This window comes from Kribbella sp. NPDC004138, from assembly GCF_053603655.1.
Window position 1 is genome coordinate 139,539 of record NZ_JBSGFZ010000007.1, and the last position, 20,202, is coordinate 159,740.

18 protein-coding genes and 2 tRNA genes are annotated in these 20,202 nt (G+C 69.4%); 13 read left to right on the plus strand and 7 right to left on the minus strand.

What is annotated here, in order from left to right; genetic code table 11:
* Positions 1 to 25 precede the first annotated feature (25 nt).
* From ACWEOO_RS11865 to ACWEOO_RS11885, 5 genes are all read left to right on the plus strand, one after another.
* Positions 26 to 814: a fumarylacetoacetate hydrolase family protein gene (locus ACWEOO_RS11865; RefSeq protein WP_359930477.1), complete on the plus strand. Its 789-nt coding sequence runs from the start codon at positions 26 to 28 to the stop codon at positions 812 to 814.
* The gene (gene gltX, locus ACWEOO_RS11870) at positions 807 to 2,324 is read left to right on the plus strand and encodes a glutamate--tRNA ligase (protein WP_452142932.1); all 1,518 of its coding nucleotides are present in this window, start codon (positions 807 to 809) and stop codon (positions 2,322 to 2,324) included. Before ACWEOO_RS11865 ends, gltX begins: the two co-directional genes overlap by 8 nt.
* Positions 2,321 to 3,238, plus strand: coding sequence for a CPBP family intramembrane glutamic endopeptidase (locus ACWEOO_RS11875; RefSeq protein ID WP_452142933.1), 918 nt, complete (start codon positions 2,321 to 2,323; stop codon positions 3,236 to 3,238). Before gltX ends, ACWEOO_RS11875 begins: the two co-directional genes overlap by 4 nt.
* 118 nt (positions 3,239 to 3,356) lie before the next feature.
* Positions 3,357 to 3,428, plus strand: a tRNA-Gln gene (locus ACWEOO_RS11880).
* Between the two features lie 78 nt (positions 3,429 to 3,506).
* Positions 3,507 to 3,582, plus strand: a tRNA-Glu gene (locus ACWEOO_RS11885).
* 53 nt (positions 3,583 to 3,635) lie between these two features.
* Here ACWEOO_RS11885 and ACWEOO_RS11890 read toward each other — a convergent pair.
* The gene (locus tag ACWEOO_RS11890; protein WP_452142934.1) at positions 3,636 to 4,637 is read right to left on the minus strand and encodes a hypothetical protein; all 1,002 of its coding nucleotides are present in this window, start codon (positions 4,635 to 4,637) and stop codon (positions 3,636 to 3,638) included.
* A 127-nt stretch (positions 4,638 to 4,764) separates the two neighbouring features.
* Between ACWEOO_RS11890 and ACWEOO_RS11895 the strand changes: the two genes are divergently transcribed.
* Positions 4,765 to 5,472: a hemerythrin domain-containing protein gene (locus ACWEOO_RS11895; protein WP_452142935.1), complete on the plus strand. Its 708-nt coding sequence runs from the start codon at positions 4,765 to 4,767 to the stop codon at positions 5,470 to 5,472.
* Between the two features lies 1 nt (position 5,473).
* Here the strand turns inward: ACWEOO_RS11895 and ACWEOO_RS11900 are convergent, their stop codons facing one another.
* Entirely contained in the window at positions 5,474 to 8,803 is a 3,330-nt protein-coding gene (locus ACWEOO_RS11900) for a BTAD domain-containing putative transcriptional regulator (protein WP_452142936.1), read from the minus strand.
* A 25-nt stretch (positions 8,804 to 8,828) separates the two neighbouring features.
* Between ACWEOO_RS11900 and ACWEOO_RS11905 the strand changes: the two genes are divergently transcribed.
* On the plus strand, positions 8,829 to 9,620 hold the full coding sequence (locus ACWEOO_RS11905; RefSeq protein WP_452142937.1) for a LacI family DNA-binding transcriptional regulator: 792 nt from the start codon (positions 8,829 to 8,831) through the stop codon (positions 9,618 to 9,620).
* A 9-nt stretch (positions 9,621 to 9,629) separates the two neighbouring features.
* Complete coding sequence (locus ACWEOO_RS11910; protein WP_452142938.1) at positions 9,630 to 10,013, plus strand: VOC family protein; 384 nt, start codon at positions 9,630 to 9,632, stop codon at positions 10,011 to 10,013.
* Positions 10,014 to 10,024: 11 nt separating this feature from the next.
* Here ACWEOO_RS11910 and ACWEOO_RS11915 read toward each other — a convergent pair whose 3' ends face one another.
* Positions 10,025 to 10,588 (minus strand): HdeD family acid-resistance protein, encoded by a 564-nt coding sequence (locus ACWEOO_RS11915; protein ID WP_452142939.1) that lies wholly within the window; start codon positions 10,586 to 10,588, stop codon positions 10,025 to 10,027.
* Between the two features lie 80 nt (positions 10,589 to 10,668).
* Here ACWEOO_RS11915 and ACWEOO_RS11920 point away from each other — a divergent pair, with 80 nt between their 5' ends.
* The gene (locus ACWEOO_RS11920; RefSeq protein ID WP_452142940.1) at positions 10,669 to 11,193 is read left to right on the plus strand and encodes a 2'-5' RNA ligase family protein; all 525 of its coding nucleotides are present in this window, start codon (positions 10,669 to 10,671) and stop codon (positions 11,191 to 11,193) included.
* Here the strand turns inward: ACWEOO_RS11920 and ACWEOO_RS11925 are convergent.
* Together ACWEOO_RS11925 and ACWEOO_RS11930 are read right to left on the minus strand one after the other, a co-directional pair.
* The gene (locus tag ACWEOO_RS11925; RefSeq protein WP_452142941.1) at positions 11,190 to 14,057 is read right to left on the minus strand and encodes a PKD domain-containing protein; all 2,868 of its coding nucleotides are present in this window, start codon (positions 14,055 to 14,057) and stop codon (positions 11,190 to 11,192) included. The genes ACWEOO_RS11920 and ACWEOO_RS11925 overlap by 4 nt on opposite strands.
* A gap of 95 nt (positions 14,058 to 14,152) precedes the next feature.
* A complete protein-coding gene (locus tag ACWEOO_RS11930; protein WP_130387568.1) occupies positions 14,153 to 14,872 on the minus strand; it encodes an IclR family transcriptional regulator in 720 nt (239 codons plus the stop codon).
* 113 nt (positions 14,873 to 14,985) lie between these two features.
* On the opposite strand from ACWEOO_RS11930, the gene leuC reads away from it, so the two are divergent.
* From leuC to ACWEOO_RS11950, 4 genes are all read left to right on the plus strand, one after another.
* Positions 14,986 to 16,410 carry a 3-isopropylmalate dehydratase large subunit gene (leuC, locus tag ACWEOO_RS11935; protein WP_452142942.1) on the plus strand — a complete coding sequence of 475 codons (1,425 nt, stop codon included), beginning with the start codon at positions 14,986 to 14,988 and terminating at the stop codon, positions 16,408 to 16,410.
* 14 nt (positions 16,411 to 16,424) lie between these two features.
* Positions 16,425 to 17,024 (plus strand): 3-isopropylmalate dehydratase small subunit, encoded by a 600-nt coding sequence (leuD, locus tag ACWEOO_RS11940; protein WP_355699165.1) that lies wholly within the window; start codon positions 16,425 to 16,427, stop codon positions 17,022 to 17,024.
* 250 nt (positions 17,025 to 17,274) lie between these two features.
* Positions 17,275 to 18,438, plus strand: a complete 1,164-nt coding sequence (corA, locus tag ACWEOO_RS11945) for a magnesium/cobalt transporter CorA (RefSeq protein WP_359930520.1) — start codon at positions 17,275 to 17,277, stop codon at positions 18,436 to 18,438.
* 158 nt (positions 18,439 to 18,596) lie between these two features.
* Positions 18,597 to 19,175, plus strand: coding sequence for an HU family DNA-binding protein (locus tag ACWEOO_RS11950; RefSeq protein ID WP_359930523.1), 579 nt, complete (start codon positions 18,597 to 18,599; stop codon positions 19,173 to 19,175).
* A 140-nt stretch (positions 19,176 to 19,315) separates the two neighbouring features.
* On the opposite strand, the gene ACWEOO_RS11955 is transcribed toward ACWEOO_RS11950, so the two are convergent.
* On the minus strand, positions 19,316 to 19,522 hold the full coding sequence (locus ACWEOO_RS11955; RefSeq protein WP_452142943.1) for a hypothetical protein: 207 nt from the start codon (positions 19,520 to 19,522) through the stop codon (positions 19,316 to 19,318).
* A gap of 1 nt (position 19,523) precedes the next feature.
* Positions 19,524 to 20,195: a 2-phospho-L-lactate guanylyltransferase gene (gene cofC, locus ACWEOO_RS11960; RefSeq protein WP_452142944.1), complete on the minus strand. Its 672-nt coding sequence runs from the start codon at positions 20,193 to 20,195 to the stop codon at positions 19,524 to 19,526.
* Positions 20,196 to 20,202: the final 7 nt, after the last annotated feature.

Below are 20,202 nucleotides of genomic sequence, written 5' to 3' on the forward strand. Positions count from 1 at the left end.
CCCACCCCGACGGTAGGCTCGGCCCGTGCGTATCGCCAGATTCTCCGTGGACGACGAGCCGAGGTACGGCGTCGTCGAGACCGACGACCCCGAAGGGCTCGTCGGCACTGTCAACGTCCTCGACTCGGACCCGCTCTACCGGTCGGCGCAGTTCACCGGGGAGAAGCTGCAGCTCGCGGACGTCCGCCTGCTGGCGCCGGTGATCCCGCGCAGCAAGGTGGTCTGCGTCGGCCGTAACTACGCGGCGCACGCCGCGGAGCTCGGCAACGACGTGCCGAAGGAGCCGATGATCTTCCTGAAGCCGAACACGAGCGTGATCGGCCCGCGGGACGGCATCGTCTACCCGGAGCAGACCAACGACCTGCACTTCGAGGGCGAGCTGGCGATCGTGATCGGCCGGATCTGCCGGGACCTGCCCAAGGAGCGGGTCAACGAGGTGATCTTCGGCTACACGATCGCGAACGACGTGACCGCGCGTGACCTGCAGAAGAGCGACGGGCAATGGGCCCGGGCCAAGGGGTACGACACGTTCTGCCCGCTCGGTCCGTGGATCAGCACCGAGTTCGACGCCTCCGACGTGCGGGTCAGCACCGAGCTGAACGGCGAGCCCAAGCAGGACGGGCGGACGTCGCAGTTCATCTTCGACATCCCCGAGGTGCTGGCCTACATCACCTCGTTCACCACGCTGCTGCCCGGGGACGTGGTGCTCACCGGTACGCCGGCCGGCGTCGGCCCGATGCTGCCGGGGGACGAGGTCTCGGTCAGCGTCGAAGGCATCGGAACCCTGACGAACAGGGTGATCGTGCGTGACTGACCCCGTGCTGGGCGATCTCGAGCCGCACGAGGTGCGCGTCCGGTTCCCACCGTCGCCGACGGGTTTGCTGACCGTCGGCAACATCCGCAGCGCGCTGTTCAACTGGGCCTTCGCCCGGCACTTCGGCGGCAAACTGGTGCTCCGGATCGAGGACACCGACACCTCCCGCAACACTGAGGAGGGCTACCGGTACACCTACGACGCGCTGCGCTGGCTCGGCCTGACCTGGGACGAAGGCCCCGAGGCCGGCGGCGAGTTCGGCCCGTACCTGCAGTCCGAGCGGATGGAGCTGTACGCCGACGTCGTCGCGAAGCTGATGGCCGCGGGCAAGGCGTACCACTGCTACTGCTCGCAGGAGGAGCTCGACCAGCGCCGCGAGGCGGCCCGCACGGCCGGCCAGCACAGCGGGTACGACGGCCACTGCCGCGACCTCACACCCGAGCAGGTGCAGGCGTACGTCGGCGAGGGCCGCCGGCCCGTGGTGCGGCTGCTGATGCCGGACCATCCGATCGTGTTCGACGATCTGGTCCGCGGCGAGATCACCTTCCTCCCGGAGAACCTCGGCGACTACGTCCTGGTCCGGGCGAACGGCTACCCGCTGTACCCATTGGTGAACCCGGTCGACGACGCGCTGATGGAGATCACGCACATCCTGCGCGGCGAGGACCTGCTGTCGTCGACGCCGCGGCAGATCGCGCTCTACGAGGCGCTGGCCGAGATCGGCATCGGCAGCGGCCGGATCCCGCGGTTCGGCCACCTGCCGATGGTGATGGGCGAGGGCAACAAGCGGCTGTCCAAGCGGGACAAGGGATCCGGCCTGACCGAGTACGTCGGCCGCGGGTTCCTGCCCGAGGGCCTGCTGAACTACCTGGCGCTGCTGGGCTGGTCGATCGCCGAGGACCGCGACGTGTTCACGATGGCGGAGATGGTCGAGGCGTTCGACATCCGCAAGGTGAACTCGAACGCGGCCCGCTTCGACCCGAAGAAGTGCGAGGCGATCAACGCCGCCCACATGCGGCTGCTCCCGCAGGACGAGTTCGCGCGGCGGATGGTCCCGTTCCTGGCCGCGGCCGGTGCGCTGCCGGCGGAGCCGTCCGCGGATCAGCTCGCCGTCCTGCAGGCCGCCGTACCGCTGGTGCAGGAGCGGATGAACACACTGTCGGAGTCCGACGAGATGCTCGGCTTCCTGTTCGTCGACGAGGCCGCGTTCACGGTCGATCCGGATGCCGCCGCCAAGGTGCTGACCGGCGACGCCGACGCCGTACTCGATGCTGCCGTGAAGGCGCTGTCGGACCTCGACGGCACGGACTGGACGACCGCGGCGATCGAGGCCGCGCTCCGGGCGTCGCTGATCGACGGGCTCGGGCTGAAGCCGAAGAACGCGTTCGGCCCGGTCCGGGTGGCGATCTCCGGCCGCCGGATCTCGCCGCCGCTGTTCGAGTCGCTGGAGCTGCTCGGCCGGGACAAGTCCCTGCACCGCCTCGAGCGCGCCCGCCGTACGGCGTCATGAGCGAGAAGACGGCGTTGACGCCGTACCTGCGGCTGCTGAAGAACGACGCGACCCCGCGCTCGTACGTCGTGCTCGGCGCCTTCACGATCCTCGTCGGCTGGCTGATCGCGGGCATCGTCATCCTGGGCGCGCAGATGGCGATCCGGGAGGACCCGCCGGGGACGCTGTCCTGGTTCGGGCTGCTCGCGACCAACCTGACGCTGATCCCGCTGATCCCGCTGTCGGTGTACGTCGCCCGGGGGCTGAACAAGCAGACGCCGGGTCTGCTGTCGTCGGTGGTCGGCCGGATCCGGTGGCGGCCGCTGGCCTGGTTCGCGCTCGTCGCGGTCGTGCTCGAGCTGATCTCGTTCGCGATCATCCAGCTGGGCGACGTCCCGCTGGCCATCGGCGAACGCCACGGCGGCGGGATGGCGCCGGACGCGATCGCGGTCGTCCTGGTCACGCTGCTGACCTCGCCGATCCAGGCCGCGGGGGAGGAGTACTACTTCCGCGGGTACCTGCTGCAGGCCGTCGGGGCGTACGCCCGGAGCTGGGTGGTGGCCGTGCTCGTCACGGGCCTGCTGTTCACCGCCGCGCACGGGATCTGGCCGTGGGAGAGCCCGGCGCTGTTCGTCGACCGGCTCGCCTTCGGTCTGGTCGCCGGCCTGCTCGCTGTCCGGACCGGTGGCCTGGAGGCCGGCATCGCGTCGCACGCGGCCAACAACGTGGTGACGTTCGTGTTCGCCGCGTTCACTGACACGGTCGGGGCGAGCCTCGGGGTCAAGGACGCGCCCTGGCCGCTGGTCACGATCGACGTGCTGAAGTTCGCGGCGTTCGGCGCGATCGCGCTGTGGATGAGCGGGCGGCTGAAACTCGAGACCCGCTCCGAGTTGCCGCTGAGCGCCTTGTCAGTAGGCGGTCCGCGACAGGTGTGACGGGAGTGACAACGCGCCGGAGGGGACTCGTTTTGCTGTCCGGTCCCTGCCTCGGGTAAGCTCTCCGAGCCGGGTTGATGAGGGCGGAAACGAACTCTTCGACTTAGTGAAATGCCTTTGGGGTATGGGGTAATTGGCAGCCCGTCTGATTCTGGTTCAGTTAGTCTAGGTTCGAGTCCTAGTACCCCAGCGGATTGGACCGCACCGATGAAAATCGGTAGAGTTCAACCTCGTTGCCCGGGCCGCAAAGCCCGGACGACAAACCTCTGGCCCCGTTGTGTAGCGGCCTAGCACGCCGCCCTCTCAAGGCGGTAGCGCGGGTTCGAATCCCGTCGGGGCTACCAGAGATCGACAGCCTCTCATCCGGACGGATGGGAGGCTGTCGTCATTACGGGCGTCATTCCGGTTTACGGACCACCGGGACCGGTTGGTGTCTGCGGGCAGCCTCGTGGGCCAGCCTCGGCGTCAGTGCCCGGCCGCCGGCGAGAAACCTCCGCAGTTGCGTGAAGCGGCCGGCCGGAAGGCTGAAGTCTGCCAACGCCCGATCCACCCGCACATGGACGCCACCCGCGACAGGTGTCGCGGTGCCGACGAATGCGGCGTTCTGCTGACCGGTGAAGACCTCCGCGTGCTCGTGGAACGTCAGACAGGCACGGCCGGTGGTCGACGCACCGAATGAACCGGTCTGGACCACGAATCCGTCCGCGACCCGCTCGACTCCCAGCGATCGCATCGGGAGCGGCCAGCCGTCGGCATCGCGGACCGTGAGCACCGGGTTGCCGAGTCGCATCGCGCGCTCGGCTCCCGGCCGCCAGTCGGCCGGCGGCGCGGCCCACGCCGGTGGTGCGGCCCCCTCAGGCGCCGGGTCGGACGGCGGCGCGGTGACGCCGGCCGCGGCGTCCCATCGCAGCGGTTCGGCGTCGAGACGGCCGCCGGGCCACCACAGGATCCGCAGCGGCGTGACCTCGATCCACAGCCGGCTCCAGTACCACTGCTGCCGTCGTACGACGAACCACGGCTGCCCGGCCACCGTCTGCGGCAACTTCTCCAGAATGCGACGCAGGTACAGGTCCGTGTTGCCTTGCAGATCAGCGTCCCGGACCGTCGCCAGACCCTGGACCAGCACCACCGGAGCGTCACGCAGCCCCGAACCGGTCGGATCGGAGAACAGCAGCGCCACGCGCGGGTCGTGCCGGGCACGCTCCGCCTTGGCCGGATAGGTGAGGCCGGTGCTCACGTCGATGGTCGCCGAAGCGGAGTCGTGATACGGCGTCAGCGGCCAGGTGATCGGTGCACCGGACCGGGTCAGCGACGCGTACTCGCAGGTGATGGCTCGCTCGACGATCGGCAGGACGGCAGCCGGCCAGACGGAAACCGCCTGCGTGGACAGTGCGTTCATGATTCCCCCTTGTGGTTGTGACGAGTGTCCGGCCAGGTCCTTGGGATCGGCTTGGGGTTCGGCCACAAGTGCTTTCCAAGCGGGTGCCCGCAGGGTCGGAACATCGGCTCGAAAGGAAGGAATCATCATGACGATCGTCGATCAGCGGCGGCTGCTGCCCGGACAGGCGGCCGCGCCGCCCGGCCCGGTGGACGTGACCTCGATGTACGTCGTGCACCACGCGTTCCGTCGCGACCTCACCGCGTTCAAGGCAGCCGTGATCGGCACGCCGCTGGAGGATCGCGACACCTGGCGGGCACTCGCCGGGCGGTGGGGCAAGTTCCGCGAGATCCTGCACAAGCATCACACTGGCGAGGACGCCGGCCTGTGGCCGCTGCTGATGGCCAGGGCGAACTCCGACGGCCGGGCCACGCTCGAAGCGATGGAAAACGAGCACGCCGAGATCGACCCGCTGCTGACGTCGTGTACGGCGGGGTTCGAGCGGCTGGCGGCGTACGCCGATGCGGATGCCCGGGACGCGCTGGAGGTCCGGATGGTCGCCCTCAAGGAACACCTGACGCGACACCTCGACCACGAGGAACGCGACGCGATGGCGCTCGTCCAGCGCTACCTGGTCAACGCCGACTGGCATCGGCTGGAGCAGGAGCACTTCAAGCCCGGTTACGCTCCACGGGACATGCCGTTCCTCGCATCCTGGATCATGTACCGGCTACCGGCCGAACACTTCGGTCAGGTCCGCGCATCGATGGCCGGCCGGCCGATGGAGCTGTTGTGGCGGCTGCTCTGGCGACGGCCGTTCGAGCGACGGGAGCGGTTGGCGTTCCGTTACGTGTGAATCAGAAGCCGCCGCGATCCCGCTGCTCCCGGAACCATCGCGCGGCCAGCGGGATCTCCCATTCCGCACACAACTCCAGCGCCCGGTCGGCGTGCCTGGTCGCGAGCTCCCGATCGCCCGTCGTCATCGCGGTCAGGGCGAGAAAGGCATCCACAGGACCGAGCGGGACGGAGAACCCCGCACTGCAGACCCAACCGGCGAACGGGCTCAGCCACTGGTACAACGAACGTGCCGGGCCCGGCTGTGCGTAGGCATAGGCGACCTCGGCGGCGGCGCAGTGCTGATGCATCGACAACCAGTCGTCGTTGGCCGGAATCACCAGTTCGCCGTTGCCGAGGGCCCGCGCCTCGTCGATGTGGCCGGCGCGGACCAGGAGCCATTGGATCGTGAGGTCGACCGGGATCGGGCTGTGCGACCCGAGCGCTGCGAAAGCCGGCGCCATCTCCGCGGTGCGACCTCGCCAGACCTCGATGCCCGCGAGGCCCGAGACCAGCGACTCCTCGCGCTGCGGGAACGACGCCCCGGCGATCAGCTCGCGCCGCTGCTCGAGCAACCGCTCCGCTTCGTCGAATCGTCCCCGCATCGCCAGCCACGGCGCTTCGAGTTCGCTGACGACCACGAGCGCGTACGCCAGCCGCCGCGGTCCGGCGATCGACCGCACCTGCCGCATCTCGTCCCACATCTCCGCGACCCGGCCGAGCTCACACGTCGCGATCACCCGGATCGTGCGGGCCAGCGCTTCGCGGACCGGATCGGCGAGTTCGACCGCGGCGGCTACGGCCTCGTCGGCCAGCCGCAGCCGGTCCGGCGCGGTGGCGGGACGCCAGGTGGCGATGAACGCGGCCTGACAGGCCCACACCAGCAGGGCGCGGTCGCCGAGCCTGCGCGCCATCGCCATGCCCTGCTCGCTCAACGCCTCCCGGTAGGCGGGTGCGTCGGAGTGATACAGCTCGGTCGCCAGCACCAGGAGCGCCCGGCAACGCAGTTCGCTGTCCTCGGCCGGCAGCTCTCGCAAGGCCCGTCGCAAGGTGCTGATGATGTACGGATCCGTCTGCCCGTACGGTCGCGTCTGCCACAAGGCGCCCTCGGTCGCGCCCACTGCCGCCCGTGTCATCCGTACGACGTCACCCAACTGCTCAGCCTCGTGCACCGCCGCGGTCAGGGCGGCGTCCAACGAAGCCCGGTCCACGGACCACCGGCACGCGTCGGCGCGTGCCATCAACAGGTCGTACCGGTCGAGCGGAGTTGCGGAGCTGTCGGTCTGCTGTACGTCGAGCGCCGCCGCGAGCAAAGCTGCAGCTTCGTCGTAGGCGTACAGCCGGATCGCGCGCTCGGCGGCAACGGCTGCTGCTCGCCAGGCTCGGGCCGCATGGGCCGGCCCTGCGGCCAGCCAGTGTCGTGCTGTCTCGGACGGCGCCGCGTCGGTCGCCTCGAGCACCTGGGCGATCGCCGCGTGCCGGCGAGCGCGCCGCGTCGCGGGCAGGCCGGAGTACACCACGTCGCGAACCAGCGCGTGGGCGAAGCGGAACCGCTCCACCCGCTCGCCCTCGGCGATCACACCGGCGGCCAGCGCGGGATCGAGGACGTCGAGGAGTTCGTCCGCGTCACGGCCGGTCGCCGCGGCGAGAACCGCGAGATCGAACTCACGGCCGATCACAGCGGCTGTCCGCAACAGCTCACCGGTTGCCTGTGGCAACCGTGCGACCCGGCGCGCGACGACGTCCGTGACTGCGGCCGGCACGTCGCCGCGGCCGTCCCGGAGCAACTCGACCAGAAAGAACGGGTTCCCGTCCGTCCGGGCACGGAGCGCCTCGGCTTCCTCCGTGCCGGGCTTGTGACGGGTGGCGGCCTCGACGAGTTCGGCCGCCTCGGAGGTCGTCAATCCGCGCAGATCGAGGCGTAGCGCATGCCGCCGACCGAGGGACTCGGCAACGGCCGCGAGCTGGGCGGTGAGCTCGGGAGCTGCCCTGCGGGTGGCGACGACGAGCAGTCGTCCGGTGTCGAGCACGTCTGCGAGATGCCTCAGCAACTTGAGCGACGACGGGTCTGCCCAGTGCAGGTCGTCGAGGGCGATCAGCAGCGGGCAGGTCCGCGACGCCGCAACCAGGATGTCCGCGGTCATCGTCCACAGCCGGAACCGCGCTGCGTCGACGTCTGCCGCCGACGGTCCGACGAGTCCGGACTCCAGCAAACCGGTCAGCTCGGCGAGGTCACGCCGTACCTGCTCCGGGAGGCCGGCGTCCGCGAGGGTCCGGAGGATGCGGATCCACGGCCACAGCGGTGGTGCGCCCTCGTCCTCCGAACACCGCCCGGTGAGTACGGCGAATCCGCGCGAACGCGCCCGGGCCGCGATCTCCGACGCCAGCCTGGTCTTGCCGATGCCCGGCTCTCCGACCAGTACGGCGAACTGCGGCGCCGCGGTCGCCTCGTCCAGCAGCCGTTCGAGCGCCGCGACTTCGGCGACCCGTCCGGCCAAAGGCCACTGCGACCCGGCAACGGGCCCGGTAGGAGCTGCCACGGTCTTCGGCCGCCAGACCATTTCGGGGTCCTGGCGGAGTACGGCGACCTCCAGCTCACGAAGCGTCGTACCCGGGTCCAGCCCGAGCTCGTCCGCCAGGATCTCCCGAACCCGGCGCAGCGCATCAAGCGCGTCGGCCTGCCGACCGGTGCCTGCGAGCGCCAGGACACGCAGTGCCCACAGCCGCTCGCGCAGTGGATGCTCGGCGGTCAGAGCCTCCAGCTCGGCGGCCAGCGTTGCGTGTTGACCGAGGGTCAACCGGGCGATCGCGCGGTCCTCGAGGGCCACCAGCCGGAGTTCCTCGAGTCGTCCTCGTTCGGCGACGGCCGCGGGAACGTCGTCCAGATCGGAGTACGGCGTACCTCGCCACAAGGCCAGCGCGTCGTCGAGCGCACTGACGACCTCGGTCAGCTCCAGCGGTTCGAGATCCGGCGCCGTGACCACGCCTGACGTCAGACCGAGGCGGAGATGTGCCGCATCGACCGTCGTGCTGAACCGGACCGAGTCGAGGCAGTCCGCGGGCAACCGCAAGGCATAGCCCGGCGCGACGGTCACCACGGTCTTCGCCAAGGTGCGAGCCGGCCGGTCCGGTTCCAGCGCCTTGCGCACGCCGGCGAGGTACACCTGCAAGGTCGGCAACGCGCTGGGCGGCGGACTGTCCCGCCAGAGCATGTCGATCAGGCTGTCCACCGGCACCGGCTGCCCGCCGTACAGCGCAAGGGCCGAAAGCAGCATGCGTTGCTTCCGGCCACCGAGTTCGACCGGCTCGCCGTCCCGCAGGACCTGAGCCGCCCCGAGAATCCCCACCCTCACCACCTGAGAGTACGTCGCCGATGCGGTGGACAGCTATGTCTTCAACAACGGCCCCGGGCCCGTGTCAGCGGAGACCCGCCGGCGCGTGCTGGAGGCCGCCGCCGAGCTGGACTACCGGCCGAACATCCTCGCCCGCGCGCTGAGCGCCGGCCGCTCGTTCATCGAGCGGAAGGTGGACGGCGTTGTCCTCGTGTCGTTGCTCGTGGAGCCGGCGATCCAGCGGTTCGCGGCCGCCGGCGTACCGGTGGTCGCGCTGCATCCGGTGCCCGACGGGGTGACGGTGTCCACGCTCTCGATCGACTACGTCGCTGGTGCGGAGGCGTCGGCGACTCACCTGCTGTCGCACGGCTACCGGACCCTCGGCGTCGTCACCGGCCCCGAGGAATCACCCGGTACGGCGGAACACCGCCGCGGCATCGAGCGCGCACTGACGGCGCATCCGCGGGCCTCCGCGCGGTACGTCGCCGCGCCCGTCTCGCGATTCGCCGCGCGGGACGCCGTACGGCCGTGGTTCGCGCAGAAGCGGCCGCCGCGGGCGATCTACTGCTCGACGGACGAGCAGGCGTTCGGCGTCCTGTTCGCGGCCTGGGAGGCGGGGCTGCGGGTGCCGGAGGACGTGGCGGTGATGGGCTTCGACGGCACCAACGAGTGCACGGTGACGATCCCGCCGCTGGCCAGCGTGCGTCAGCCGATCGAGGAGACCGCGCGGCGGGCTGTCGAACTGTTGCTCGATCGCACCGACCCACCCGCCGCCCGCCACGTCCTCGACTACGAACTGGTCCCGAGCACCTCCTGCGGTTGCACCGAATCCGGGTAGCCTGAACGGATGGCTGTCGAGTTCAATCACACGATCGTGAATTCCAGCGACAAGTTGGCGTCCGCGCGCTTCCTGGCCGGCATCCTGGGTCTCCCGGAGCCGAGTAGCTACGGACCGTTCGCCGTGGTGCAGCTCGGGAACGGTACGTCGCTGGACTTCGCCGATGCCCATGGACAGCCGCACTCGCAGCACTACGCCTTCCTGGTGACCGAGCAGGAGTTCGACCAGATCCACGCCCGGATCGTCGAGCGCGGCCTCACCTACTGGGCCGACCCGTTCCACCGGCGCGAGGGTGAGATCAACACCAACGACGGTGGACGCGGTCTCTACTGGAACGATCCCGACGGGCACAACCTCGAGATCATCACCGTGCCGTACGGCGGCACCCCCTGACCGTGCAGGACCTAGGCAGGGGCCGGGCTGGAGTGGGCCGGGCCTGAGTGGGCCCGCCGCACCGACAACCCGACGGCGATCAGTACGACGCCCCAGACGAGGGCCGTGACGCCCAGCAGTACGGCGATGCCGACCGCGCCCGCGCCGGGGTTGGCGGCGAAGAGGATGCCGATGAACAGCGACAGCAGACCGCTGACGACCAGCAGCCAGCGCGGCATCACCTGCTGACTGCTGAACGCGCCCGCGAGCTCGAAGATGCCGCGGATGATCAGCCAGATCCCGAGGATCCAGGTCAGCGCCTTGGCGGTCATACCGGGACTGGTGATCGCGAAGAACGCCGCGAGCAGGGCGATCACGCCGAGCGTGATCAGCCACAGGCGGCTGCCCCTGGACTCCCGCTGGAAGGCCTGGACGATCGACCCGATCCCGTCCACGAGGGCCCAGAATCCCCAGAGCAGAACCAGTGCGATCGCCGTGTGGATCGGCCACACGATCGCGAGAATCCCGAACACGATGCCGACCGCACCGCGCACCAGCAACATCTTCCACCCGAGTGTCAGCCAGTCCCGCTCCATGTGGACCTCCTTGTGGGGTTCGTCCCTTCATGGTGATCCGGCGATGCACCTCTCGGCAATGACCGGCCTACTGTGGGTGTGTGGCCCTGGCTGTCTGCCTGCTCTTCGACCGCCGCACCGATCGGCTCCTCCGGTCCCTCTGGGGCCGGCTGGAGGAGCTCGGCGTGCCGACGCTGGAGACGCACACCCACGGCCACCACGTGCCGCACCTGTCGCTCGCAGTGCTGCGCGAGTGGGACCACGACAAGGTCATGAAGGCCGTGCAGCCGTTGCTGAGCGATCAGACGGTCGAACTGTTCTTCGATGCGCTGGGCACGTTCAGGCGCGGCCGGGCCTGGTTGGTGCCGGCCGTGGGCGTCGAGGCGCTGCAGCTCCAGAGTGAAGTGGTGTCAGCGGTTGTCGATACGGGCGCTGATCTCCATCGGCACTACAGGCCAGGTAGATGGGTGCCGCACTGCACTCTGGCACCACGGGTCCCGTTGGTCGCGTTGCCGGTGCTGGCCGCGGCCGTGTACGACGTACTGCCCCTCGAGGCGACCGCGGACCGTGCCGCCCTTGTCGACAGCGGCACCGGCCAACTCTGGCCGGTGCCGACGCGCGGCTAGCCGGTGGTGTATTCGACGTGGAGCAGGGCCGCCCCCGCGGGCTTCCCGTCGTAGGCGCGGGCGGTGCGGTGCCCGGTGCCGGTGACGACGAGCGCCAGGGCATTGCCGCTGGCCCAGCCTGGTCTGCCGACGACCTCTCGGAGCACCGAGCTGAGATCCGGGGTGCGCTGGTTCGCTCCGGCCTCGCCGACGAGCGTCCAGGCCGCCGGAGTCCAGGTGGCCGCGGCCGTACCCAGGGTTCGGGTCGACGGCTTGGTCGACGACGTGAAGGCGGCGGCGTTGTCGGCGGACTGGGCGCGGACGGTCAGGCTCGTTGCCTCGCTCTGGACCTCGTCGGCCTCGAACTGGACGTAGGCCTTGGTGACCGTGGCGCCGGCCGGGATCGTGAGGCCCGGGAAGCGGAGGCCGACCTTCTGGTTGGAGCCGTCGTACACGAGCTCGAGATCGGAGCTGGTCGCGTAGTAGCTGCCGGTGGCGGACTCTTCGACGTCGTCGGCGCCGGCCGCGATCCGGGTCTCGAGCGTGGCCGACCCTGGAGCCGGCGCTGGTTGTACGACGACCTGTACCGTGTCCGAGGTAGTCAGCTGACCATCGGACGCGGACAGCTGGAGCACATAGGTTCCGGCTGTGCCGAAGGTGGCGGTTGTGTCCACTGCCGCGGCGTTCGCGAAGCTGACGGATCCCGGGCCGCTGACTTGGCTCCACTGCGTGGTGATCGGGCCGTCGTCGGTCGCGGTTCCGTCCAGGGACGCCGTGCTCGGCAGGGTGATGGTCTGGTCCAGGCCCGCATCGACGACCGGCGCGCGGTTCGGCGGCGGCGTACCGGTTGTGTACTCCACGTGGAGCAGTGGTGCCCCGGCGGGTTTGCCGTCGTAGGCGCGGGCAGTGCGGTGACCCGTACCGGTGATGACGAAGGCGAGTGCGTTGCCGGCGGTCCAGCCCGGCCTGCTGACGACTCCCTGCACCACTGCGCTCAGGTCTGGTGTGCGCTGGTTCGCGCCGACCTCACCCACCAGGGTCCAGGCTGCCGGTGCCCAGGAGGCCGCCGCGGCGCCGAGAGTTCGGGTCGACGGCTTGGTGGTGGAGGTGAAGGCCGGGGCGTTGTCGATCGCCTGGGCGCGGATCGTCAGGTTGGTCGCCTCGCTCTGGGTCTCGTCGGCCTCGAACTGCAGGTAGGCCTTGGCGATCGTGGCACCCGCGGGCACCGTCAGGTTCGGGAACCGCAGACCCACTTTCTGGTTCGAGCCGTCGTAGACGAGCTCGAGATCGCTGCTGGTCGCGGCGTAGCTGCCGGTCGCGGATTCCTCGACGTCGTCGGTACTCGCGGCGATCCGCCGATCGAGGACCGACGATCCTGGCGGCGGCGTCGGCGCCACCACGATCTGCGCGGTGTCCGAGGCGGACAGGTCACCGTCGTCGGCCGTCAGTTCCACCACGTAGGTGCCCGCCGTACTGAACGTCGCCGTGGTGTCCACCGCAGCCGGATCGGCGAACGTCACCGTCCCGGGACCGCTCACCATGCTCCACCGCGATGTCAGAACGCCGCTCGGCAGGCCGTCGTCGTTGACAGTCCCGTCCAGTGTCGCCGCGGCCGGAAGTACCACCGACAGATCAGGTCCCGCACTCACCCCGGGCGCCCGGTTCGAGGGCGCGCCGGCGTACTCCCAGTACCCGAGGTCCGGCGCCGCCCCCACGTAGTCACTTGCCGGGATGCTCAGCACCTGCTCGCCGTTCCAGGTGTACGACGACGTTCCGGCGTCGATCGCCGGGCTCCCGGGCCAGAGCCGGAAGTCCTCGTACAGCAGGGGATCGGCGAACACCGACGAGGTCGGAGGGATCCCTTCCTCGTAGTCGGCCGTGTTGTGCCAGAAGAGGTTGTAGGCCACGGCCGACGCGCCGGTGACCCGCCGGAGTGCGGTCGCCCTCGTCCCCGCGAAGATGTTGTTGAGAACAATGCTGTTCGCGCCGCCGACCACGCCGTAGTTCTCGATCGAGAAGGTGTTGTTGGTGACGTACACCCGCTCGGCCAGCGGGGCCCCGCTGAAGTCCTCGTTGGTCTGCTGGTTCGGCAGGCAGCCGATCGAGGCCGCGCCGTTGTGGTCGAAGGTGTTGCGGTCGACAGTGACGGTCCGGCTCGAGGCGCCGTCGGAGTCGATCAGTTGGATCCCGTCGGAGTCGTTGCGGACGAACCGATTCCGCCGGATCACCACGTCGAGCGCCGGGCCGACGTACGGGTACATCCGGAACTCGATGCCGTCGCCCTGGTTCTCCTGGATCGTGCTGTCCAGCAGGGTCATCGCCACCCGGCCGTTGATGTCGATCCCGTCGTCGGTGTTGGCGACGAAGACGTCGTGGTCGAAGAGCGCGGTCGAGTCGTTGCCGAAGTCCGCACCGTCGCCGTTCGCCGTCAGGCGGCTGTGGGTGACGGTCACCCGCGCGTTGCCGCGGACACCGTCGACCCCGTTCGCGATCGTCAGCCCGTTCACCACGCTGCCGGCGGAGCGCGACCCGAACTCCAGTACGGCGTTGCCCGCGCATCCGGACGCTCCACCGCAGGCGTTCGCGACGTACCCGCTCAGGACTGTCTGGTCGATGTACGCCGGATCACCTGTGGTCTGGTACCAGGAAGCGAACGTGAGCACCTTGTCCTGGACCCACACACCGCCCGTGTAGGTGCCGGGTGCGATCAGGATCGTGTCGCCGCTCGAGGCCGCCGACACCGCGGCCTGGACCGTCGGCTGGTCGGCCGGAACCCTGATCACCGCCCCGGCCGCATGAACAGGCATGCTGGGCAGCGTGACGCCGGCGATCGCCAGGGCGATCGCAGCCAGCAGGGCGGCGGGACGACGAGAGATGCGCTCCATCTTCGGACTGTAGGAGCGCCGGCGGGGCGTCCACACCGCCCAACTGGCGTAGATCGGTCTGCTCCCCGCAGTACCGGAGATGTCTATCCGGGCAGTTACTCCGAGGCGCGGCGGAGGGCTTCGGACAGGCGCTCGGCGGCGGCCATCACGGCGGGGGCGTGCATGCGGCCGGGCTGGCGGGAGAGGCGCTCGATCGGGCCGGAGACCGACACGGCCGCGATCACCTTGCCGCTGGGGGAGCGGACCGGGGCGGACACCGACGCGACGCCCTGCTCGCGCTCGCCAACGGAGTGCGCCCAGCCTCGACGCCGTACGCCGGCCAGGGCGGCCGCGTTGAACGACGCGTTGTGCAGGCCGCGGTGCATCCGCTCCGGGTCCTCCCACGCGAGCAGTATCTGAGCGGCCGAACCCGCCGCCATCGTGAGTTGGCTGCCCACCGGGACGGTGTCGCGCAAGCCGGACGGACGCTCAGCGGCGGCGACGCACACCCGGTACTCACCCTGGCGGCGGAACAACTGCGCCGACTCGCCGGTGATGTCCCGCAGCCGTGCCAGCACCGGGCCGGCGGTCGCCAGCAGTCGGTCCTCGCCGGCCGCGGAGGCCAACTCGCTGAGTCGCGGGCCGAGCACGAAGCGTCCCTGCATGTCGCGGCCGACCAGCCGGTGGTGCTCGAGAGCGACCGCCAGGCGGTGAGCCGTCGGACGTGCCAGACCCGTGGCCGCCACGAGTCCGGCCAGGGTCGCCGGCCCGGATTCGAGGGCGGACAGCACGAGGGCTGCTTTGTCGAGCACACCGACTCCGCTAGAGTTGTCCATGAGACGATATTGCCGTCTCGAATCGTGGAACGCAAGTCGCTTCGGCAGCCCAATCGAGAGCACTGTGAGCGAAAGCACCCTCGACCACACAAACATTCTCAAGGGAGAGTCTGATGGGTAGGACGTTGTCGGAAAAGGTCTGGGATGCGCACGTGGTGCGCCATGCCGACGGAGAACCCGACCTCCTCTACATCGACCTTCATCTGGTCCACGAGGTCACGAGCCCGCAGGCCTTCGACGGACTGCGGCTGGCGAACCGCCCGGTCCGGCGGCCGGATCTGACGATCGCGACCGAGGACCACAACGTCCCGACGTTCGACGTCGACAAGCCGATCGCCGACCCGGTGTCGCGGACGCAGGTGGACACGCTGCGCAAGAACGCCGAGGAGTTCGGCATCCGGATCCACACGCTCGGCGACCCGGACCAGGGTGTCGTGCACGTGATCGGCCCGCAGCTCGGCCTGACCCAGCCCGGGATGACCGTGGTCTGCGGTGACAGCCACACGTCGACGCACGGCGCGTTCGGCGCGATTGCCTTCGGCATCGGTACCAGCGAGGTCGAGCACGTGCTGGCCACCCAGACGCTGATGCAGGCCCGGCCGAAGACCATAGCGGTCACCGTCGACGGCGTGCTGCCCGAGGGCGTCTCGGCCAAGGACCTGGTGCTGTCGCTGATCGCGAAGGTCGGCACCGGCGGCGGCCAGGGCTACATCGTCGAGTACCGCGGCGAGGCGATCCGGGCGCTGAGCATGGAGGCCCGGATGACGATCTGCAACATGTCGATCGAGTGGGGCGCCAAGGCCGGCATGATCGCGCCGGACGAGACCACCTTCGAGTACCTGAAGGACAAGCCGCACGCACCGCAGGGCCTCGACTGGGAGGCGGCCGTCGAGTACTGGAAGAGCCTGGCCACCGACGAGGACGCGTCCTTCGACCGCGAGGTCGTGCTGAAGGCCGAGGAGATCACACCGTTCGTCACCTGGGGCACGAACCCGGGCCAGGGCGTGCCGCTGGCGGCCACGGTGCCGTCGCCGGACGACTTCGACAATGAGAACGACCGGGTCGCCGCCGAGCGCGCCCTGGAGTACATGGGCCTGACCGCCGGTACGCCGCTGCGCGACATCCACGTGGACACGGTGTTCCTGGGGTCCTGCACCAACGGCCGGATCGAGGACCTGCGGGCCGCGGCCGGGGTGCTGGCCGGGCGGAAGGTTGCCGAGGGCACCCGGATGCTGGTGGTCCCGGGCTCCGGGCGGGTCCGCCTGCAGGCCGAGGCCGAGGGCCTGGACACGATCTTCAAGGACGCCGGCGCCGAATGGCGTGGGGCCGGATGCTCGATGTGCCTGGGGATGAACCCGGACCAGCTGGCCCCGGGCGAGCGCAGCGCTTCGACGTCCAACCGCAACTTCGAAGGCCGTCAGGGCAAGGGCGGTCGCACCCACCTGGTGTCGCCGCTGGTCGCCGCCGCGACCGCCGTCACCGGAACGCTGGCCGCTCCGGCCGACCTGCCGCCCGTCGCCGTACCCGCGAACGCCTGAGGAGCAACGGAATCATGGATGCCTTCACCCAGCACATCGGTACGGCGGCCCCGCTGCGCCGCAGCAACGTCGACACCGACCAGATCATCCCGGCCGTGTACCTGAAGCGGGTCACCCGGACCGGCTTCGAGGACGGGCTGTTCGCGGCCTGGCGCAACGATCCGTCGTTCGTCCTCAACCAGCCCGAGTACGACGGCGTCTCGGTGCTCGTGGCGGGACCGGACTTCGGCACCGGATCCTCGCGGGAGCACGCGGTCTGGGCCCTGCTCGACTATGGGTTCCGCGTGGTCGTGTCGTCGCGCTTCGGCGACATCTTCCGCGGCAACTCGGGCAAGGCCGGTCTGCTGGCGGCCCTGGTGACGCAGGAGGTCGTGGAGCAGCTGTGGACCACGATCGAGGCCGACCCGGGCACCAAGGTGACGGTCGACCTGGAGAACAAGACGATTTCGGCCGGTGACGTCTCGGCGCCCTTCGAGATCGACGACTACACGCGCTACCGGCTGCTGAACGGTCTGGACGACGTCGGCATCACTTTGTCCCACGAGGCCGACATCGCTGCCTACGAAGCGACCCGTCCGTCCTTCAAGCCGGCAACCCTTCCGGCCAAGGCCTGAAGCTCCTGCGGAGTTATCGCCCCCGTAACGTTTGAATGGCCGGGGGCGATAACTCTGGTGTTACCCTTCAGGGGTTGGAAGAACCAGGTGTGCGAGACCAAGGAGGTGAGGCGCTGATGACCAACAGCAGTGACCCCTCCAGACATACCGGTCTCGCTCGGCCTGTGGGGGGTCTTTTCCTCTAGTAGTAGCAGGGTCGGGCAGACGTGTGCTGATCACTCACCCGCACCACATCGCTCCTGGAGGACTCATGTCCGACCTGCGCCTGCGCACGTTCCGTGCGTTCAGCCGTACTCCGTCACTGCGCGCCGCCGCCCGCAAGCACGCCGCAGCCGCCGCGCCCGCGATCGAGCCGGCCGACAAGCAGCACCGCGATCCGCAGAAGCCCAAGGGACACAGCGTCGTCGACAGCGCGATCTACTGCGGCGGCAACCGAATCGCGTCCCCGCAGTCGCTCGCGGACACCTACACGGCCCTGCACACGTCGCCGCAGAGCCTGGCGTGGATCGGGTTGTACCGGCCGGACAGCCGCGAGCTCGCCTCGCTGGCGCAGGAGTTCGACCTGCACGAGCTCGCGATCGAGGACGCCAACGAGGCGCATCAGCGGCCCAAGCTGGAGCGGTACGGCGAGACGCTGTTCGTCGTGCTGAAGGCCGCGCGGTACCGGGACGCGACCGAGGAGGTCGAGTTCGGTGAGGTGCACGTCTTCGTCGGCCCGGACTTCGTGGTGACGGTCCGGCACGCCGAAGCGCCCAACCTGGCAGCGGTACGGCGCCGGGTGGAGCGCGATCCCGACCTTCTCGGCCGCGGCGCCGAGGCTGTGCTGTACGCGATCATGGACAAGGTCGTCGACGGGTACGCGCCGGTGGTCGCCGGTCTGGAGAACGACATCGACGAGATCGAGACCGAGGTGTTCCGCGGCGATCCGAAGGTGTCGCGGCGGATCTACGAACTGTCCCGTGAGGTGATCGAGTTCCAGCGCGCGACCCGGCCGCTGGTCGGGATGCTCGAGCAGTTGCGCGGCGGTTTCCAGAAGTACGGCGTGGACGAGGAACTGCAACGTTCACTGCGGGACGTGGCCGACCACGTCACCGAGGTGGTGGAGAAGGTCGACGGTTTCCGCGAGCTGCTCCGCGACATCCTGACGGTGAACGCGACGCTGGTCGCGCAGCAGCAGAACGAGGAGATGAAGAGCCTCGCGATCGCCAGCAGCGAGCAGAACGAAGAGGTGAAGCGGATCTCTGCCTGGGCGGCGATCCTGTTCGCCCCGACCCTGATCGGCACCGTCTACGGGATGAACTTCGACAAGATGCCGGAGCTGCATTGGCAGTACGGATACCCCTTCGCGATCGGCCTGATGGCCTTGGTGTGTGGAGGTCTGCACCAGATCTTCAAGCGCCGCGGGTGGCTCTGAAACCCCTGCTGGGACCCGTATCGGGCGAAATTGTGGCCCGAATCGCCTAAAACAAGGCAAATTTGCCGCGTTGGTGTTTGTGCATGGCGGTTTGAGTCCATAACGTTCCTGTGAGATCGAGCGCTGTGCTCGACGCCTAGTGTTCACGGAGGGAAGCAGTGAACAAGAGCCAGTTGGTCGAAGCGCTCGCAGTGCACTTCGACGGAAACCGCCGCCAGGCCCAGCACGCATTGGAGTCGGTGATCGACACCGTCCAGCGTGAGCTGACCAAGAAGGGTGGCAAGGTCGCCATCACCGGATTCGGTGCCTTCGAGGCCATCGAGCGTGGCGCGCGCATCGTGCGCAACCCGCGGACCGGTGAGACCAAGCGCGCGAAGAAGACCACGGTGCCGAAGTTCCGCGCGGGTGCGGAGCTGAAGGCCGTCGTCTCCGGTGCGAAGAAGCTGCCGAAGCTGGTCGTCCCGAAGCCGGCCGCGACCGCCACCAAGGCGGCTGCCCCGGCGAAGAAGGCCGCCCCGGTGAAGGCCGCTGCCACGAAGACCGCCGCTGCGAAGAAGACGGTCGCGAAGAAGGCCCCGGCCAAGACGGTCGCCAAGAAGGCTCCGGCGAAGACCGTTGCCAAGAAGGCCCCGGCCAAGACGGTCGCCAAGAAGGCCCCGGCCAAGACCGTTGCGAAGAAGGCGCCGGCCAAGAAGGCCCCCGCCAAGAAGACCGCGGCGAAGCGCACCGCTCGCTGATCTTCACGCACTGCGGCAGACCGCACAAAGTGCGAAGGCCGGTCACCCCGTACCAGGGGCGACCGGCCTTCGCCGTGTCTGCACCCGCTTACGTCCGAAGAAGTGGCAACACGTCTCGCGACATCTTCGGACGTAAGCCGTCAGAGGCGGGTGGCGAACTCCACTTTCGTCACGGTCGTTGCCGCACCCGACCCGGTGGTCTCGATCCGCACCCGCTGGCCCACCCGCAGATGCAGGACCGGGGTGTCGGAGATGGCGTGCACGGTGAACGGGAGCTCGATCCCGGTGTCCGTCAGCACGGTGCCGGAGAACGTGTCGCCGTCGTACGCGCTCACTGTCGCTTGCATGTCAGCAGGCTAGACCTTCGGTCCCGGTCGCGGCACCGAGAACCAGCGACATCACGTCCGCGGTCGCCGGGCCGACGCCGAGCTGTACGGCGTGCGCGAGATCGGCCGCGGTGTCGACGTCGCGGCGTACCGACTCGATCGCGGTCAGCTCGATCGGGACCGCGCCGGACGCCTGGTGGGCCAGGGCGGATCCGACGCCGAAGCGGGGATCCAGCGCCACACCGGGCGCGGCGGCGAGCAGCGTCGTCCCGGTGCCGGGCAGGTCCACCACGAACGAGCGCGGCGCCGTACACGCGGCGAGCGCGGCGGTCAGCTCGGCCGGGCGCAACGCGGGCAGGTCGGCCGACAGCGCCACGACGCCGTTGCCTGCGAACTCGGTAGCGGCCACAGTTGCTCCATGCAGCAAGGCTTCGTTCAGACCGGCGGCGGGCAGGTCCGGGACCACGCGCGCTCCGGCGGCGGTGACGTCCGCGGCCACCAGCGGGTCGTCGGTGACCACCAGCACCATGTGCACCAGGGGAGAGGCCAGGGCGGCCGCAGTAGTGTCGACGGCGAAGGCACGGGCCAGCTCGGGACGGTGCTGAGGGTAGGCCGGAGCGAGCCGGCTCTTTGCGATCGCCGTACGCTTCACCGGGATCACCAGGGTCCAGGGAGCGACCTGTAGGTCTGCCATCAGGCAG

Excerpts from the sequence above, each read along its gene's own strand:
- ACWEOO_RS11875 (WP_452142933.1), top strand. The coding sequence starts at position 2,321 with ATGAGCGAGAAGACGGCGTTGACGCCGTACCTGCGGCTGCTGAAGAAC.
- ACWEOO_RS11890 (WP_452142934.1), bottom strand. The coding sequence starts at position 4,637 with ATGAACGCACTGTCCACGCAGGCGGTTTCCGTCTGGCCGGCTGCCGTC.
- ACWEOO_RS11895 (WP_452142935.1), top strand. The coding sequence starts at position 4,765 with ATGACGATCGTCGATCAGCGGCGGCTGCTGCCCGGACAGGCGGCCGCG.
- ACWEOO_RS11910 (WP_452142938.1), top strand. The coding sequence starts at position 9,630 with ATGGCTGTCGAGTTCAATCACACGATCGTGAATTCCAGCGACAAGTTG.
- ACWEOO_RS11915 (WP_452142939.1), bottom strand. The coding sequence starts at position 10,588 with ATGGAGCGGGACTGGCTGACACTCGGGTGGAAGATGTTGCTGGTGCGC.
- ACWEOO_RS11925 (WP_452142941.1), bottom strand. The coding sequence starts at position 14,057 with ATGGAGCGCATCTCTCGTCGTCCCGCCGCCCTGCTGGCTGCGATCGCC.
- ACWEOO_RS11930 (WP_130387568.1), bottom strand. The coding sequence starts at position 14,872 with ATGGACAACTCTAGCGGAGTCGGTGTGCTCGACAAAGCAGCCCTCGTG.
- leuC (WP_452142942.1), top strand. The coding sequence starts at position 14,986 with ATGGGTAGGACGTTGTCGGAAAAGGTCTGGGATGCGCACGTGGTGCGC.
- leuD (WP_355699165.1), top strand. The coding sequence starts at position 16,425 with ATGGATGCCTTCACCCAGCACATCGGTACGGCGGCCCCGCTGCGCCGC.
- corA (WP_359930520.1), top strand. The coding sequence starts at position 17,275 with ATGTCCGACCTGCGCCTGCGCACGTTCCGTGCGTTCAGCCGTACTCCG.
- ACWEOO_RS11955 (WP_452142943.1), bottom strand. The coding sequence starts at position 19,522 with ATGCAAGCGACAGTGAGCGCGTACGACGGCGACACGTTCTCCGGCACC.
- cofC (WP_452142944.1), bottom strand. The coding sequence starts at position 20,195 with ATGGCAGACCTACAGGTCGCTCCCTGGACCCTGGTGATCCCGGTGAAG.